This is a genomic window from Escherichia sp. E4385, from assembly GCF_963883145.1.
Lineage (GTDB): Bacteria > Pseudomonadota > Gammaproteobacteria > Enterobacterales > Enterobacteriaceae > Escherichia.
The window spans coordinates 18,460-35,037 of record NZ_CAWOOJ010000008.1 but is presented as its reverse complement, the minus strand read 5'-3'; the positions used below and the strand labels follow the sequence as shown (position 1 = coordinate 35,037).

The 16,578-nt window shown below is 52.5% G+C and carries 12 protein-coding genes; 4 read left to right on the top strand and 8 right to left on the bottom strand.

Features of this window, described 5'->3' with window-relative positions:
* Nucleotides 1-129 precede the first annotated feature (129 nt).
* Nucleotides 130-1,059 carry an HTH-type transcriptional activator AaeR gene (gene aaeR / locus AACS80_RS07505; RefSeq protein ID WP_130204526.1) on the top strand — a complete coding sequence of 310 codons (930 nt, stop codon included), beginning with the start codon at nt 130-132 and terminating at the stop codon, nt 1,057-1,059.
* Between the two features lie 79 nt (nt 1,060-1,138).
* On the opposite strand, the gene tldD is transcribed toward aaeR, so the two are convergent.
* The 8 genes from tldD to csrD form a co-directional block, all read right to left on the bottom strand.
* Complete coding sequence (tldD, locus tag AACS80_RS07500; RefSeq protein WP_130204524.1) at nt 1,139-2,584, bottom strand: metalloprotease TldD; 1,446 nt, start codon at nt 2,582-2,584, stop codon at nt 1,139-1,141.
* 155 nt (nt 2,585-2,739) lie between these two features.
* Nucleotides 2,740-6,540, bottom strand: coding sequence for an AsmA2 domain-containing protein YhdP (gene yhdP / locus AACS80_RS07495; RefSeq protein ID WP_135410513.1), 3,801 nt, complete (start codon nt 6,538-6,540; stop codon nt 2,740-2,742).
* Nucleotides 6,541-6,606: 66 nt separating this feature from the next.
* Nucleotides 6,607-8,076: a ribonuclease G gene (rng, locus tag AACS80_RS07490; protein WP_000123197.1), complete on the bottom strand. Its 1,470-nt coding sequence runs from the start codon at nt 8,074-8,076 to the stop codon at nt 6,607-6,609.
* Entirely contained in the window at nt 8,066-8,659 is a 594-nt protein-coding gene (gene yhdE, locus AACS80_RS07485) for a nucleoside triphosphate pyrophosphatase YhdE (protein ID WP_130204520.1), read from the bottom strand. Before yhdE ends, rng begins: the two co-directional genes overlap by 11 nt.
* A gap of 8 nt (nt 8,660-8,667) precedes the next feature.
* Nucleotides 8,668-9,156, bottom strand: a complete 489-nt coding sequence (gene mreD / locus AACS80_RS07480) for a rod shape-determining protein MreD (protein WP_130204518.1) — start codon at nt 9,154-9,156, stop codon at nt 8,668-8,670.
* A complete protein-coding gene (gene mreC, locus AACS80_RS07475) occupies nt 9,156-10,226 on the bottom strand; it encodes a rod shape-determining protein MreC (protein ID WP_130204516.1) in 1,071 nt (356 codons plus the stop codon). The genes mreD and mreC overlap by 1 nt, the downstream gene beginning before the upstream one ends.
* A 65-nt stretch (nt 10,227-10,291) precedes the next feature.
* Nucleotides 10,292-11,335, bottom strand: coding sequence for a rod shape-determining protein MreB (gene mreB, locus AACS80_RS07470; RefSeq protein ID WP_000913396.1), 1,044 nt, complete (start codon nt 11,333-11,335; stop codon nt 10,292-10,294).
* 305 nt (nt 11,336-11,640) lie between these two features.
* Nucleotides 11,641-13,581: an RNase E specificity factor CsrD gene (csrD, locus tag AACS80_RS07465; RefSeq protein ID WP_130204514.1), complete on the bottom strand. Its 1,941-nt coding sequence runs from the start codon at nt 13,579-13,581 to the stop codon at nt 11,641-11,643.
* A gap of 151 nt (nt 13,582-13,732) precedes the next feature.
* On the opposite strand from csrD, the gene acuI reads away from it, so the two are divergent.
* The 3 genes from acuI (at nt 13,733) to msrQ (ending at nt 16,409) form a co-directional block, all read left to right on the top strand.
* Entirely contained in the window at nt 13,733-14,707 is a 975-nt protein-coding gene (gene acuI / locus AACS80_RS07460; RefSeq protein ID WP_135410514.1) for an acrylyl-CoA reductase (NADPH), read from the top strand.
* A 97-nt stretch (nt 14,708-14,804) separates the two neighbouring features.
* Nucleotides 14,805-15,809, top strand: coding sequence for a protein-methionine-sulfoxide reductase catalytic subunit MsrP (gene msrP, locus AACS80_RS07455; RefSeq protein WP_131160895.1), 1,005 nt, complete (start codon nt 14,805-14,807; stop codon nt 15,807-15,809).
* Nucleotides 15,810-16,409: a protein-methionine-sulfoxide reductase heme-binding subunit MsrQ gene (gene msrQ / locus AACS80_RS07450; protein WP_130260189.1), complete on the top strand. Its 600-nt coding sequence runs from the start codon at nt 15,810-15,812 to the stop codon at nt 16,407-16,409. It abuts the gene before it with no gap.
* Nucleotides 16,410-16,578: the final 169 nt, after the last annotated feature.

Here is a 16,578-nt window from a genome sequence, read left to right as displayed (position 1 = left end):
CCGCAGAGAAGGGCATAGAAAGCCGGGCGAGAGCAACATTGCTGTAGATTGATATTTAATATATTAGCGTAACTGTTATGCTGTTATCTATATTATGTGATCTAAATCACTTTTAAGTCAGAGTGAATAATGGAACGACTAAAACGCATGTCGGTTTTCGCCAAAGTGGTTGAATTTGGTTCGTTTACCGCCGCCGCCAGACAGCTTCAAATGAGCGTTTCATCCATCAGTCAGACGGTGTCTAAACTGGAAGATGAGTTGCAGGTAAAGTTGTTAAACCGCAGCACACGCAGCATTGGCCTGACCGAAGCAGGTAGAATTTACTACCAGGGCTGCCGTCGGATGCTCCATGAAGTGCAGGATGTCCATGAGCAACTGTACGCCTTCAATAACACGCCTATCGGGACGCTGCGCATTGGCTGTTCTTCAACTATGGCTCAAAATGTTCTCGCTGGGCTGACGGCAAAAATGTTGAAAGAGTACCCTGGTTTAAGCGTCAATCTGGTTACCGGAATTCCTGCACCCGACCTGATTGCCGACGGTCTGGATGTCGTGATCCGCGTCGGCGCGTTGCAGGATTCCAGCCTATTTTCCCGCCGTCTGGGGGCGATGCCGATGGTGGTGTGCGCCGCTAAAAGCTATCTCACACAGTATGGCGTACCGGAAAAACCCGCCGATCTAAGTAGCCATTCATGGCTTGAGTACAGCGTGCGTCCGGACAATGAATTTGAACTGATCGCGCCAGAAGGGATCTCGACTCGCCTCATCCCACAAGGACGGTTTGTCACTAATGATCCAATGACGCTGGTGCGCTGGTTAACGGCAGGCGCTGGGATCGCGTATGTACCGCTGATGTGGGTGATCAATGAGATCAATCGTGGGGAGCTGGAGATCCTGCTGCCGCGTTATCAGTCGGATCCACGCCCGGTTTATGCACTGTATACCGAAAAAGATAAGCTGCCACTGAAGGTGCAGGTCGTGATCAACTCACTGACGGATTATTTTGTCGAGGTCGGTAAGTTGTTTCAGGAGATGCACGGGCGCGGGAAAGAGAAGTAATTCATGTGCGTGCCGGATAAGGCGTTTACGCCGCATCCGGCAACCAATGCCTGATGCGACGCTTACCGGCCAGGATAGATTACGCGGTACCGCCAACGGTCAGGTTGTCGACTTTGAGCGTCGGCTGGCCCACGCCAACTGGCAAACTCTGCCCTTCTTTACCACAGACACCCACGCCGTTATCCAGTTTCAGGTCGTTGCCCACCATCGAAATTTGCTGCATGGTTTCGATACCGGAACCAATCAGCGTTGCGCCTTTCACCGGTTTCGTCACTTTGCCGTTTTCAATCAGATACGCTTCTGAGGTGGAGAAGACAAATTTGCCGGAGGTGATATCCACCTGACCGCCGCCGAAGTTTGGCGCATAGATGCCATACTCGACGGATTCAATGATTTCCTGCGGCGTCGATTTACCCGGCAGCATGTAGGTGTTGGTCATACGCGGCATGGGCAGGTGTGCATAGGATTCACGACGACCATTACCGGTCGGCGCCATACCCATTAAGCGAGCGTTGAGTTTATCCTGCATGTAACCTTTCAGGATCCCATTTTCAATCAGCACGTTGTACTGACCCGGCGTACCTTCGTCATCAATCGCCACCGAACCACGGCGATCAACCATCGTGCCATCATCCACTACCGTACACAGTTCAGATGCTACCAGTTCGCCGACCTGGCCACTAAAGACCGAAGTGCCACGGCGGTTAAAGTCGCCTTCCAGACCGTGACCTACCGCTTCATGTAACAGCACGCCCGGCCAGCCTGCGCCAAGTACTACCGGCATGGTGCCCGCAGGCGCGGCAACGGCAGAAAGATTGACCAGCGCCATACGCACAGCTTCTTTCGCCCATGCATCCGCACGGACTTCACCGTCGAGATCGGCAAGGAAAAATTCATAACCAAAACGACCGCCGCCGCCGCTGGCGCCGCGTTCGCGTTTACCGTCTTCTTCGACCAGAACGCTTACTGAGAGGCGCACCAGTGGGCGGACATCTGCCGCCAGGGTGCCGTCGGTGGCCGCAACCAGAATTAATTCATAGACGCCACTGAGGCTGGCAGTCACTTCCTGTACGCGTTTGTCGGCTTCACGGGCAACTTTATCGACGCGACGTAAAATATCCAGTTTCTCCTCGCGGCTCATGCTTTGCAGCGGATCAAGCGAGGTATACAGCGGGCTATGCTCTACCGCGCCCAACGTCTGTACTTTGCCATCACCACTGTCACGGACAATGGTACGCGCCGCTTGTGCGCTCTGTTCCAGGGCCAGCAGGCTGATTTGGTCGGCGTAAGCAAAACCGGTTTTTTCACCGCTGACTGCACGCACGCCAACGCCCTGATCGATGTTGTAAGAACCATCTTTGATAATGCGGTCTTCTAAAACCCAGGATTCGTGATAGCTCGACTGAAAATAGAGATCGCCGTAATCGAGGCGACGTTCGGCCAGTTGACCGAGAATCGCGAACAAATCCTGATGTTTCAGGCCGTTCGCCGCTAGCAATTGTTCACTTACCAGGTTCAGACTCATCGTTTTTGTTACTCGTTAGTTACTTCGGTAGAGGATTTTTTACGGCTGTCGGATGCGGCGTGAACGCCTTATCCGACCTGCGGTTATGTTCCGGCTCGTTGGCCTTTGGCAACGATTATCTAATGAGATTGGGGCAATTACGCGCCATCGTCAAATCATTGCGCTTTTTCTTTACGCGGTTGGCGCAATACTTCGTTGATTTGCGGAGCGTCCAGCGGACCAGAAATGTGGTAGCGCAAAATGGAGACTTTGCTCCACAGCGGCCCCAGCACTTTACTGGCAGCAAACACCGCCGCACCGACAATGGGGTTAACCGCAAAGGCCGCAGCCACACCCACCGTCGCGGAAATTTCTGGTGCGACAACCGCCTCCATATTCAGATCGCGGCGTACCAGATTTACCGACCCTTTCATGGCGATATCCGCTTCCAGGCCATCCACCAGCGTGTCATCAGTGTGCATAACACCGTCTTTAATCCACGCCGTGCTGCGAATGGAGTCAAAATAGAAACCTTCGCCAAAGGTATCCCTGAAATCAAAGCGCAGCTTTCGCATCAGAGCATCGACGCTCAATAAGCGCAGCAATTGCCCGGCATGTCCAGTGCTGATGTCGGTAATTTCACCTTTGCCCAGTTGAGTATGGATGATGCCATTCAACGTTGCCTCATCCGGCTGCCACGGCGTTTTCCGCCAGTGTAAATCGTAATCCACATTAAATGACGACTGGCGTATTGGCGTCGTGACACCAAAAAATTCAGCAGCGGCATCAATTTTCTGCCCGCGTAATTTTCCTTTCAGCGAGGTACGTTCATTCCCCGGATTGTTAACCCATTCACCCTCGGCAGTAAGCCGCGAGAAACCGGTATCAATCAGTCCATTAGCCAGCGTTAACGTATCGCCAGAAATGGTGATATCGCTGTCGATGCGACCGAATTTTTGCCCCCAGAACCAGCACTCTGCGCAACGTATTTGCGCATCCGGCCAACCACGGAAGCTAATGCGCTCCGTAGTTGGGAAAGGTGACGACGGCGTGGAGTCACCACTGGTTTTCGCCACGCTGGGGTTGTAATAGAGATATTTAATCGTCGCCAGCCACGGCGCGTTATTGCGCATTGCCAGCGTAGCGTTGATTTCACGTCCTTGCGCCTCGACCTGAGTGCCATTTGCCATCGGTTGCGAAACAATACTCAGGTTATTCCATTGCTGATTTCCCAACGACAACGCTGGCGTACGCAACGTAATGTGCTGGGGAAAACTCACCGCACTACCGACTTTATCCGTCGCGCCTTTCTGGAAAAGCGCCAGCCACTCGGCACCATCCATCGATGGCATATTTAACTCAACACCGCTTTGTTCCGGTAACGGCGGAAGCGTTTTACTGTCTGCCGCCCAGATAGCGCGATCGAGCGTCAGCTTTTGACCGAGCAACCAGCGGCTGTTGAAATGGTTATCCGCGCCAGCCTGTCCGGTTAATTCAAAGCTATTGAGGTTGCCATCGACCTTAATGTTAACCGGCAGCGATTCGCCAGCGGGTTTGGCTAACGGCGATGGTAAGTGACTGCTCACATTCTTCAGATCACCGTTCAGTTCTACGTTATACGTTGCGCCAGCATGATAAGGCAGCTCAATGCCCACTTTGCCATCCCAGGCCACGCTGCCGCTTAACGCTTCATTCACCGCTTCAGGCAGAACGTCAGTTTTCGCTGGCTGCCAGTTACCGTTGAGATTCACCGCGACCTGGTAGGCTTTCGCCCCTTCTTTGGTGGAAAAATCCACGTTCAGTGGCTGATTAAACCAACTTGCTGTCAGTGGTTCGCTTTGCAGATCGCCATTGATAAAGCTGAATTTACCGCTCAAATTTTTCAGTGTGCTATCAAGTGGTTTGATAAACAGACTGTTATTACGCAGCGTCACTTCGCCTTTCGCTGTAACCAGTTCGCCGTTCAATGGGATATCGAGATGTAAGCGAGCATTCACATCGCCGTCGAGCTGGAGTTCTTGCAGGGTTGCTCCCAGAGAGTCTTTCAGCGGCGTCTCATCAAAGTAAGGACCAACCGCTTTGCCCGGACCTTTAATGTCAGCATCAATCAGCAATTTTTCTTTCGAGTAGTCAGGGATCACTGCGGTGAGATTACTCGCGCGCACGCCGCCCAGATTTACGCCATCGGTTTTCATCCATAAACCGTCGTTTATGAAGTCCAGTTCAATATCGAGGTTAGTTAACGCAGGCCAGTCCGGCTGGAAGGCAAACTTCGCGTTACGCAGCGGCACCAGCACCTCAAACTGACCTTCGTTGTGTTTATAGGGGAAGAGTTGCGGATTGCCGCCATAAACCAGCGTCGCGTTATCCGCTTCACCGCCCTGAATTGCGCCACTTAAGTAATCGACTAACTCTTTCCCCATCAGATTTTCTGGGAAATAGCGCCACGCTTGTGAACCATCATCGGTACTGATACCCGCCAGAATGCCCAGCCAGGGTTCATCATTAGTCGGTTGCAGGTAGCGGAAACCGCCGCGTGCATGGACGGCTTTGGCTTTAACATCAATATTGCGGCCATCAAGCTGGAAACCTTTGTCGTTATTCAGCCAGCTTAGGGTCGCCTTACCGTCAGCAATTTCCAGCGGTGCGCGGAAAACTGTTTCGTAAGGCATTTTCGCCTGTTTCATGGACGCGGTCAGTAAACCATTTTCTACACTACCGGAAAGCGTCCCGGAGAAATGTTCCGCGCCCGGCAGTAATTTCCATTGCTTCCAGGCCAGATCGCTCCACGATGCCTGAAAGCGAGTCTTGTCTGCTGCCTGAAGCGGGATATCCAGCGCCAGGGTGTTGATCTTGCCGCTCGGTTGCGTAGACCGCCAGATGTCGCCCAGCGCAGGTGAAAGTTTTGCTGCCAGCGGACGAATACCTTCCAGCCCCGCCAGTTCCAGATTGCTGGCGCGAATCCGCAGTTCGTCACTGCGTTTATTATTCTTTCCACCAACATCCTGTTCCGGTATCCAGGCCAGCGTCAATGCCCCACTCGGCCAGCGTTTGCCATCCATCGTGATGCGGGTATCAGGAATAGAAAACTGCCAGCCGGGATGTTCACGCGTAATGTGTGCGGTGAGATTATCGACCGCCAGTGAATGCGTTTGCTTCTCGCCCAACCAGCTGGCACCGCCCTGTTTCAGCCAGACGTCACCGCCGGTTACATCGCCTTTGTCGATCGTCATCCAGCCTTCGAGGGAGAACTGCGCCGTTTCCAGCGCAATGTTGTCCTGCATCCATTTGCCCAGCCACGGCTTCAGGTCAATATCATCAGCCTGCAACCAGACGCGACCGTTGCTTAACAGCCCTTCGTCATCACGCAAATCCATGCGAACTTGCATCACGCCGTGCTGCCCGGTGAGGCTGGAGAGACTTACCTGGCCTTCCGCACGGTGTCGACGCGGATTGTTAAGCCAGGTGAGTTGCGGGATCGCCAGTTCGGCGCGCTGACCGGATGGCGTGAGGAAACTGACTTCGCTGTCGCGGAGATCGAAGTGATCAAACTGACGAAGAAACAGGTCGCTGATGTGGCTGGCTTCCAGACCATCATTACCACCACCGCTGGTGATGGGCGTATTGGTGCGGAAACGCAGTTGCCAGAAAGTCAGATCGCGAAACTGCCAGCGCATATGCAGCAGGCTCTGCCAGACATCCAGCGCCAGAGTAACGCGTTTGACAGAAAACTCACCGCCATCTTTCAGCTCCGCGCGAATGTCGCGCGCTTCAAGCGTGGGGCCAAAATTCTGCCAGCTGGCGGAAAGCTGGCTGGCTTCTACCGGCATGCCGGTAGCAGATTCAATTTTATTGAGGATTTCTGGACGCCAGGCATCAAGATGCGGCAAAGCAATACGCAGGCCGCTGACCAGCAGCGCAGCGATCACAACGAGCGCGGCTCCAGTAAGCAGTAAAATCCCCGGCAATCGCCTCACCCGTCACTCCTTGTCTGCTAAAAATGTGACTCAAAAAACTTTGCCGGATGGCGGCCCAGCATTTGTTTACATCATGACGACGTCAAACTGCTCCTGGTTGTAGAGCGGTTCGATTTGTACTTTAACCTGCTTACCCACAAAAATTTCCACTTCCGCCAGCGAGTGCGACTCTTCACCTTTCAAGGCCTCGGCAACTGCCGGAGAAGCATAGACCAGGAAACGGTCGGAGTCGTAAGCATGGTGCACGCGAACAATCTCGCGCATGATTTCATAGCATACTGTTTCCACGGTTTTCACCGTTCCGCGACCGTGGCAAGTTGGGCATTCGTTACACAGTACGTGCTCAATGCTTTCGCGGGTGCGTTTACGCGTCATTTCCACCAGCCCCAGCGCCGAGAAGCCGTTAACGCTGGTTTTCACCCGGTCTTTGCTCAGCGCCTGTTCCAGCGAATGCAGTACGCGGCGACGGTGATCCTCATTATTCATGTCGATGAAATCAATGATGATAATTCCGCCCAGGTTACGCAACCGTAACTGGCGAGCAATGGCCTGCGTCGCTTCAATATTAGTATTGAAGATGGTGTCGTCCAGATTGCGATGACCGACAAACGCCCCGGTATTGATGTCCACGGTGGTCATCGCTTCGGTCTGGTCGATAATCAGATAACCGCCAGACTTCAACTCAACTTTGCGTTCCAACGCTCGCTGAATCTCGTTTTCGACGTCAAAGAGATCGAAAATCGGCTGGCGCCCCGTGTAATGCTCCAGCTTGCTGGTCATCTCGGGGATGTATTCCGAGGTGAACTCAAGTAATGCTTCGTAAGTCAGCCGTGAATCAACGCGAATGCGGTCCAACTCGGCATCGGCAAAATCACGCAGCACACGCTGCGCCAGCGCCAGTTCACCGTACAGTTGATAACGCGTCTGTGGGCGCTTTTTACGCTCCATGACTTTGGTCCAGACACGCTTCAGATAAGCGGCATCGGAAGCTAGTTCAGCTTCGCCTACACCTTCTGCCGCGGTACGGATGATAAATCCGCCCTGCTCGTCGCAATACTCGGCGACCACTTTTTTCAGGCGTTCACGTTCGGATTCACTTTCGATACGTTGGGAAACCCCAACATGAGACGCTCCTGGCATAAACACCAGATAGCGAGATGGCAGCGTGATATCCGTGGTCAGGCGCGCGCCTTTGGTACCAAGCGGATCTTTCACCACCTGTACCATCAGATCTTGCCCCTGACGGACCAGTTCCGAGATGTCACGCACCGTAAATTGTTTTTGTTCCTCACCTGCCACACATTCGGTGTGCGGCATGATGTCAGAAGCGTGTAGAAACGCAGCTTTATCCAGCCCAATATCTACAAAAGCCGCCTGCATACCCGGAAGTACGCGGCTTACACGACCCTTGTAGATATTGCCTACTATTCCGCGTCGCGCCTCACGTTCAATATGAATTTCCTGCAGAATACCACCATCAATATACGCCACTCGTGTTTCCGAAGGCGTTACGTTTACCAACAATTCAGCCGTCATGTTTATCCCTTTTCTCACGCAGTGCGTTAAAATTACTCAATAATTCACACGTTTCAACCAGCGGTAAGCCGACTACGGCGTGATAGCTGCCATTTATCTTCCTGACAAAACAACCACCAAGCCCCTGAATACCGTATGCACCTGCTTTATCTAACGGTTCACCGCTGGCGACATAGCCCGCGATATCTTCATCTGTTAACGTTCTGAAAGTCACATCGGTCACCACCAGGCAATCGAGAATGTACTGGCTGTCGGCCATCGCCACTGCCGTCATTACCTGATGGGTCTGCCCCGATAATTTGCGCAACATCTGCACCGCATGATCGGCATCGCGCGGTTTCTCCAGTACTTCGCCGTTCAGAATCACAATGGTATCCGCACCCAGCACCGGGAGATCCTGCGCGGCTTGCGCGACGCCCGCCTGAGCTTTCTCGCGCGCCAGACGCACAACGTATTGCTGCGCGCTCTCCTGCGGAAAGCGTTGCTCCTCAATGCCCGTAACGATACGTTCAAAGGAAACGCCAAGTTGCGCAAGTAACTCCTGCCGACGCGGAGAACCGGAAGCTAAATACAGAGAAGTCATAGAAACCTTTATTGCACTGCAAACTGCTGACGAATTTTGCGCATCAGCATGAAAATCCACGGCCAGAGCACGCCATTGACAACACTACTCCAGAACACTTCCGGTCTGAAAGAGACGTTGATCACTAAAAACTCTGCCCAGAAAACAATAATATCCACAACCAACGAAAGCAACATGACGACCAGCGCCTGCTGCCACAATGCCAGATTACGGAAAAGCTGGAATTTCAGCGCGACCAGATAAGCAATGATACTCATCGACAACGCCCGTACACCGAGCGTGGAGCCACTGATCAGATCCAGTATGGCACCCATCACAAAACCTGTGCCCACATTTACGCGATGGGGCAAGGCGAGGCTCCAATACAATAAGATGAGCAAAACCCAGTTAGGCCGGAAAACGATAAGATTATCCGGCCAGGGCATAATTTGCAGTAATAACGCAATGAGGAAAGAGAGCCAGATAACCCAGCGCCCCTGGCTACGATAGCTCGCCACTATTGCCCTCCTGGCGTACGCGCAGGTGGTTGAGTACCACTCTGCGGCGGCGTAGCCCTTTGTGGAGAGCGGTCAGCGGCAGTACCTGTTGCAGGTTGCTGCGGGCTTGGCTGGGTAATTCCCGTTGCCGGTTCAGGCAGTTTTGGCCCCATTGCATCTGGCGAAGGCAACACCTGCGGCATCATTTGCATCAGGCGTTCATTAGCAACGCGATGCACCTCTTCCGGCGTCATCGGGTTGGCCCCGTTACGATCCGCCCCCCACAACAGAAGCAGATAACGTAAACGTTGCAGTCCCGCAGTCGGACGCGCCTGAATCACGGTATATGCGCGCTGGGTATCGAGTTTCACGGAAGAGACAACCGCCACCGGATAACCTTCCGGGAAACGACCGCCCAGACCTGAAGTCACCAATACATCACCAACACGAATGTCAGTATTCGCCGGTAGGTGCTCAAGCTGTAAATCATCAGTACAGCCATTACCCGCCGCGATAACGCGGATATCATTACGCAGCACCTGAATCGGCAGCGCATGGGTCGCGTCGCAGATCAGCAGTACGCGGCTGGTCAATTTTGCGACCGCCACCACCTGGCCGACCACACCTTTATCGCTAATGACTGGCTGGCCTTCGTAAACACCGTTGACACTGCCTTTGTCAATAACAACCTGATCGCTGTACGGATCGTTAACAGTAGAGATAACCTGGGTCACCATCTTCTGTTCGTCCTGACGCAGCGGAGAACCCAGAAGCTCACGCAAGCGCGCGTTCTCCTGTTTATATTGTCCCAGCATCAGCAGATCGCTGTTTTTCAGCAGCAACTCCTGACGTAACGCCCGGTTTTCAAGTTCTAGTTGGTCACGCGAGGCCAGCGTCTGCGATACGCCATCCAGCAATTCACGAGGAGCATTGGAAATAAAGTAGAAAGGACTGACAGCGGTATCCATATAGGTACGGATTTGACTGAAAGTCCCCAGGCGGCTGTCGGCAATAATAATGCCGAGCGCCACCAGCACCGCCAGAATAAGGCGAATCTGTAGCGACGGGCCACGGCTAAAAATTGGCTTCATAAGTTATGCGTATTCTCGTATCAGACCAGGCAGGATAAACAAACGCTTCCCCTGCCTGCATCCGATTACTCTTCGCTGAACAGGTCGCCGCCGTGCATGTCGATCATTTCCAGCGCCTTGCCGCCACCGCGCGCCACACAGGTCAGCGGATCTTCAGCAACAACGACTGGAATGCCGGTTTCTTCCATTAATAAACGGTCAAGGTTACGCAGCAATGCGCCACCGCCAGTGAGCACCATTCCGCGCTCAGAGATGTCGGAAGCCAGTTCCGGCGGACACTGTTCCAGCGCAACCATCACTGCGCTAACGATGCCGGTCAGCGGCTCTTGTAGCGCTTCGAGGATTTCGTTGGAGTTCAGCGTAAAGCCGCGTGGAACACCTTCAGCCAGGTTACGACCACGAACTTCAATTTCACGCACTTCATCGCCCGGATAAGCCGAACCGATTTCGTGTTTAATACGCTCTGCTGTCGCTTCACCGATCAAGGAACCGTAGTTACGACGAACATAGTTGATAATGGCTTCGTCGAAGCGGTCACCGCCGATGCGTACAGAAGAGGAGTAAACCACGCCATTCAGCGAGATTACGGCAACTTCAGTAGTACCACCGCCGATATCAACCACCATGGAACCGGTCGCTTCAGAAACCGGCAGACCGGCGCCAATTGCCGCGGCCATCGGCTCTTCAATCAGGAACACTTCACGGGCGCCAGCGCCCTGCGCGGATTCACGAATTGCGCGGCGTTCAACCTGGGTTGCGCCAACCGGCACACAGACCAGAACGCGCGGGCTTGGACGCATAAAGCTGTTGCTGTGCACTTGCTTAATGAAGTGCTGGAGCATTTTTTCAGTCACGAAGAAGTCAGCGATTACGCCATCTTTCATTGGGCGAATAGCAGCAATATTGCCCGGCGTACGGCCCAGCATCTGCTTCGCGTCATGACCTACTGCAGCCACGCTTTTTGGTGAACCGGCACGATCCTGACGAATGGCCACAACGGAAGGCTCATTCAATACGATGCCTTGTCCTTTTACATAAATGAGGGTATTCGCAGTACCCAAGTCAATGGACAAGTCATTGGAAAACATGCCACGAAATTTTTTCAACATACTAAGGGATAATCCTGAAAGCTGGGGCGGAAAAGAAAATCCGCTTACTTTACCAACCACACGCAGCAGCGACAAGGCGCAAAAATCATCTGCTACGGTGAAAATTAGTGCAGTTCGTTTCCTTTGTTACAAATCTCTGCCTGAGTCCAGATAAGGCTAAATGCGTCAACAGCATTCCTCGCCTGTTTGCAACTGCGTAAGGTCATTCATCTGCATATGTGCTGCAACAATCTGGCGAGCAGATAAGCACACTCCCACGAAACGCAGCGCGCGTTATTCTACGTGAAAACGGATCAAACGGCAGGTTAAACCGAGTATCTTTGTGAATATTTTTTCACGTTAGTATCAAGTGGCTGTGAGGACGCGAAAAAATCCCCCTGGCCACCCAAAACCCCGCGCTGAATCAGGGTCTGCCACTCGCTTCGCGAACGTACGCCAGTCGCGTAAACCTGGGTGTTGGTCCCGGAACAGGCTTCTACCATGCTCTGAACCAACAATTGGTTTTCCGTTCGCTTCTCAATATTTCTTACCAGCCCCGGATGAAGCTTGAGTAATTCGACATTCAGTTCTTTGATCCAACTGGTACTTACCAGCGTCAATCCAGCCTGGTTAACGGCAACTCGAACCCCTAAAGCATTCACCAAACGAATGACAGATTGCAAGCGACCGATATGTTGACCAACATCAGCCTCTGCAAGTTCAATAATTATGCGTTTTCGTTGTGATTTTTCACACTGCATCAACGTATCGCGCAGCCAACGCTGGAAACGCGGGCGGATCAACGACTCAACGGTCACCTGAATCGCCAGATTTTCTTGCGGCCAATAGCGTAACAGCGGGATGAGACGACTGATTTGCAGGCGGTCATACTCTTCCGATAAACCAAACTGCAACACCATCGGCATATATTCCGCCGAGCTTACCTCTTCATTACCATCAAAGATGCGACACATAATTTCGCGATGATGAACCTGCCCTTCCCGGGTGACCGCAGGTTTTTGATAAAGCCTGGGACCGCCACGACTCAACATTTGTTCGATTAGCGTACGCCAGCGAACGTTGCCGCGCCCTTTTTCTGGTAATGAGTCATCGTAAATCGCCCAGCTATTACCCCCCTGTAATCCCGCATTACGCGTGGCGGATTCGGCATGGTCCATCACTTGTTCTGTTTCCTGGCCGCTACGCCAGGCACAGATGCCGATATGAATCATATCTTCACGATCGAGCATTTTATTGCTCGGTAAGGTATCAACCGCTTTGATCAACTGCCCGGCAATGCTCTCCGCCTCTTTTAAAGTCCGATGCGGCAACAGCGCGGCAAAATCGCTACGGTGATAGCGCGCCAGCAGTGCACCTGGATAGCGCATCATAAATGTCGACAGCAGATTCGTCAGAGTGAAGAATTGTTCTTCGGCCTGGCTGTGTCCCCACGTGTCGCTCAACATATTGAAATCAGGTAGACGGATCATCATCACGATCCCGTGAGTCCCTACCTTCTCTTGATCTTCCAGCAATGTAGCCAACTGGTTGTCGAAAAAGAGACGGTTATTGAGGCCGGTTTTGATGTCCTGCGCGGCGTAAGAGCGAATCAGCGTATCAAGACGGCTGTGCTGTTCACGCGCATTCTGAATTTCTGAAAGCAGCATATCCAGCGCACTGCTGGTTCCTGGCGGCCATTCATAGATGGAGCCAAGCACATTCGGCCCACGCTCCCCGTTTAAGATACGCGCCGAGCGAGTTTCCAGTAGTTCTTGCCCGGCAAGTTGCCGCTGCAACCAGCGTACTGCAAGGAAGAGCATAATAATAATAAAACCAATTGCCCCAGTGAGCGGCGCGGTGGTCATCAGCGAGTGAAAATAGTTTCCCATCGGGTCCTGATAAACCAGATGTAGCGACATTCCTGGATGTTTAACTAACGGAACGGTTAGTTCGCGAAACAGATCGCTGGTGCCAACAGGGCGGTAACTCCCCTGGCGGGAAAGGGTATAAACCTGTTTGTTATTGTGTAACAGGTCCACGCGAACGATATCTGCTGACATCATCAGTTCACTGATTTGTGGCCTCAGCGAGCTGAAATCAGACGACACCAGATGCGTATCGATCGCCGTCGCCACCGCCTGAACGCGATGGCTAAACTTATACTGAATCGCGTTATAGAAACTTAACGAGCAGCCCATCAAAGTCACAAAGATCGTTAACCCGGTGAGCAGCGTGACAAAGGCCGAAAATTTCGTCGTTAATCTCATCCTTGTGTTAACTCCGATAGTGAGGAAGCGGGCATACTAGCAAATCAGATTTATCTCGCAATTTATTGCGCTTCATCGACTTTGCTTTTCAATTAGCGAGTATAGTCTTCAGAAATTATTTTCCAATCCATCATGCACATGAGGACTTCTTATGCAGGCGTTACTTTTAGAACAGCAGGACGGCAAAACCCTCGCATCTGTACAGACTCTGGACGCAAGTCGCCTGCCGGAAGGCGATGTGACGGTCGATGTCCACTGGTCGAGCCTGAATTATAAAGATGCGCTGGCAATAACCGGTAAAGGAAAAATAATCCGCAATTTTCCGATGATTCCTGGCATCGACTTCGCCGGAACCGTACGCGACAGTGAAGATCCTCGTTTTCATGCTGGTCAAGAAGTGTTACTCACGGGCTGGGGTGTTGGTGAAAATCATTGGGGCGGGCTGGCAGAACAAGCGCGCGTAAAAGGCGACTGGTTGGTTGCCATGCCGCAAGGTCTGGACGCGCGTAAAGCGATGATTATTGGTACTGCTGGGTTTACCGCCATGCTGTGCGTGCTGGCCCTGGAAGATGCCGGTATTCGTCCACAAGATGGCGAAATTGTGGTAACGGGCGCCAGCGGCGGCGTTGGTAGCACTGCCGTGGCGCTGTTGCATAAGTTAGGTTATCAGGTGGTTGCTGTTTCCGGTCGCGAAAGTACCCATGAATATCTGAACAGTTTAGGTGCCAGCCGAATTCTGCCGCGTGATGAATTTGCTGAATCCCGTCCACTTGAAAAACAGCTTTGGGCCGGGGCGATAGACACTGTGGGCGACAAAGTGCTGGCGAAAGTGCTGGCGCAAATGAATTACGGCGGCTGCGTGGCGGCCTGTGGTCTGGCGGGTGGTTTTACTCTGCCAACCACGGTCATGCCATTTATTCTGCGTAATGTTCGCCTGCAGGGCGTGGATTCGGTGATGACGCCACCAGCACGCCGCGCACAAGCCTGGCAGCGTCTGGTTGCCGATTTACCGGAATCATTCTATACCCAGGCGGCAAAAGAGATTTCACTGGCTGACGCACCAAAATTTGCCGAGGCCATTATTAACAATCAGATCCAGGGCCGTACGCTGGTAAAAATTAACTAAGCGTTAGCATAAAATAATTTACATATCGTTAACGAATTTTAGCAGCACTTTGACATTCTCCCTGCCATAGTAATCATGAGCATACCGGGAGTCTGTTATGAAAAAAATTCGTCAACTTACAGAAGCCGATGTCACTGCCGAATCGGCTTTTTTTATGCAACGGCGCCAGATCCTGAAAGCATTAGGCATCAGCGCCGCCGCCCTCTCTATACCAAATGCCGCCCACGCGGATTTACTTGGCTGGTTCAAAGGGAACGATCGCCCGCCCGCGCCTGCCGGAAAACCCCTGGAGTTCAGCAAGCCTGCTGCCTGGCAAAATAACCTGCCACTGACACCGGAAGATAAAGTTTCCGGCTACAACAATTTCTATGAATTTGGGTTGGATAAAGCAGATCCCGCCGCGAATGCTGGCAGCCTGAAAACCGATCCGTGGACGTTGAAAATCAGTGGTGAAGTCAGTAAACCGTTAACCCTCGACCACGATGCGCTAACCCGTCGATTCCCGTTAGAAGAGCGGATTTACCGGATGCGCTGCGTGGAAGCGTGGTCGATGGTGGTGCCGTGGATTGGTTTTCCGCTGCATAAACTGCTGGCGCTGGCAGAGCCGACCAGCAACGCGAAGTACGTCGCTTTCGAAACAATTTATGCACCGGAACAAATGCCCGGCCAGCAGGACAGGTTTATCGGCGGCGGTCTGAAATATCCCTATGTAGAAGGATTACGTCTCGACGAAGCAATGCATCCGCTCACACTGATGACCGTCGGCGTCTACGGCAAGGCGCTACCGCCGCAAAATGGCGCGCCGATACGCCTGATTGTGCCATGGAAATATGGCTTTAAAGGCATCAAGTCGATAGTGAGCATTAAGCTGACCCGAGAACGCCCACCAACCACCTGGAATCTTTCGGCCCCCAACGAATACGGCTTTTACGCCAACGTTAATCCGCATGTTGATCACCCTCGCTGGTCGCAGGCCACTGAGCGATTTATTGGTTCAGGTGGCATCCTGGATGTGCAACGCCAGCCGACACTGCTATTTAACGGCTACGCCGATGAAGTCGCGTCACTTTATCGCGGACTGGATCTACGGGAGAACTTCTAAGTGCGTTTGACTGCAAAACAGGTTACCTGGCTGAAATTTTGCCTGCATCTTGCCGGATTTTTGCCGTTTGTCTGGCTGGTTTGGGCAATCAATCATGGCGGGCTAAGTGCCGACCCGGTGAAAGATATTCAGCATTTTACCGGTCGGACTGCGCTGAAATTTTTATTGGCGACGTTGTTAATTACCCCGCTGGCGCGCTACGCTAAGCAGCCATTATTGATACGCACCCGCCGCCTGTTAGGTTTATGGTGTTTCACCTGGGCGACGCTGCACTTAACCAGTTATGCATTACTGGAACTTGGCGTGAACAACCTGGCGCTATTCGGTCAGGAATTAATCACCCGACCTTATTTAACCCTGGGTATTATCAGTTGGTTGATTTTGCTTGCTTTAGCATTCACGTCTACACAAGCGATGCAGCGAAAACTAGGCAAACACTGGCAACAGTTGCATAACTTCGTCTATCTTGTCGCGATCCTGGCCCCCATACATTATCTGTGGTCAGTGAAGGTTATCTCACCGCAGCCGCTCATCTACGCCGGGCTGGCATTATTGCTTTTAGCCTTACGTTATAAGAAGTTCCGTCAATGGTGGCGTTAATTTCGTGAACTGTGCGGCTTATTGCAAATTACGCGACGTTGAAAGTTATTTACATGTTAGCTGTTGATTATCTTCCCTGATAAGACCAGTATTTAGCTGCCATTTGCTACGAAATCGTTATAATGTGCGACCTCGTTCTCCCTGAGGCAGCTTTTAAACTGCTGAAAAG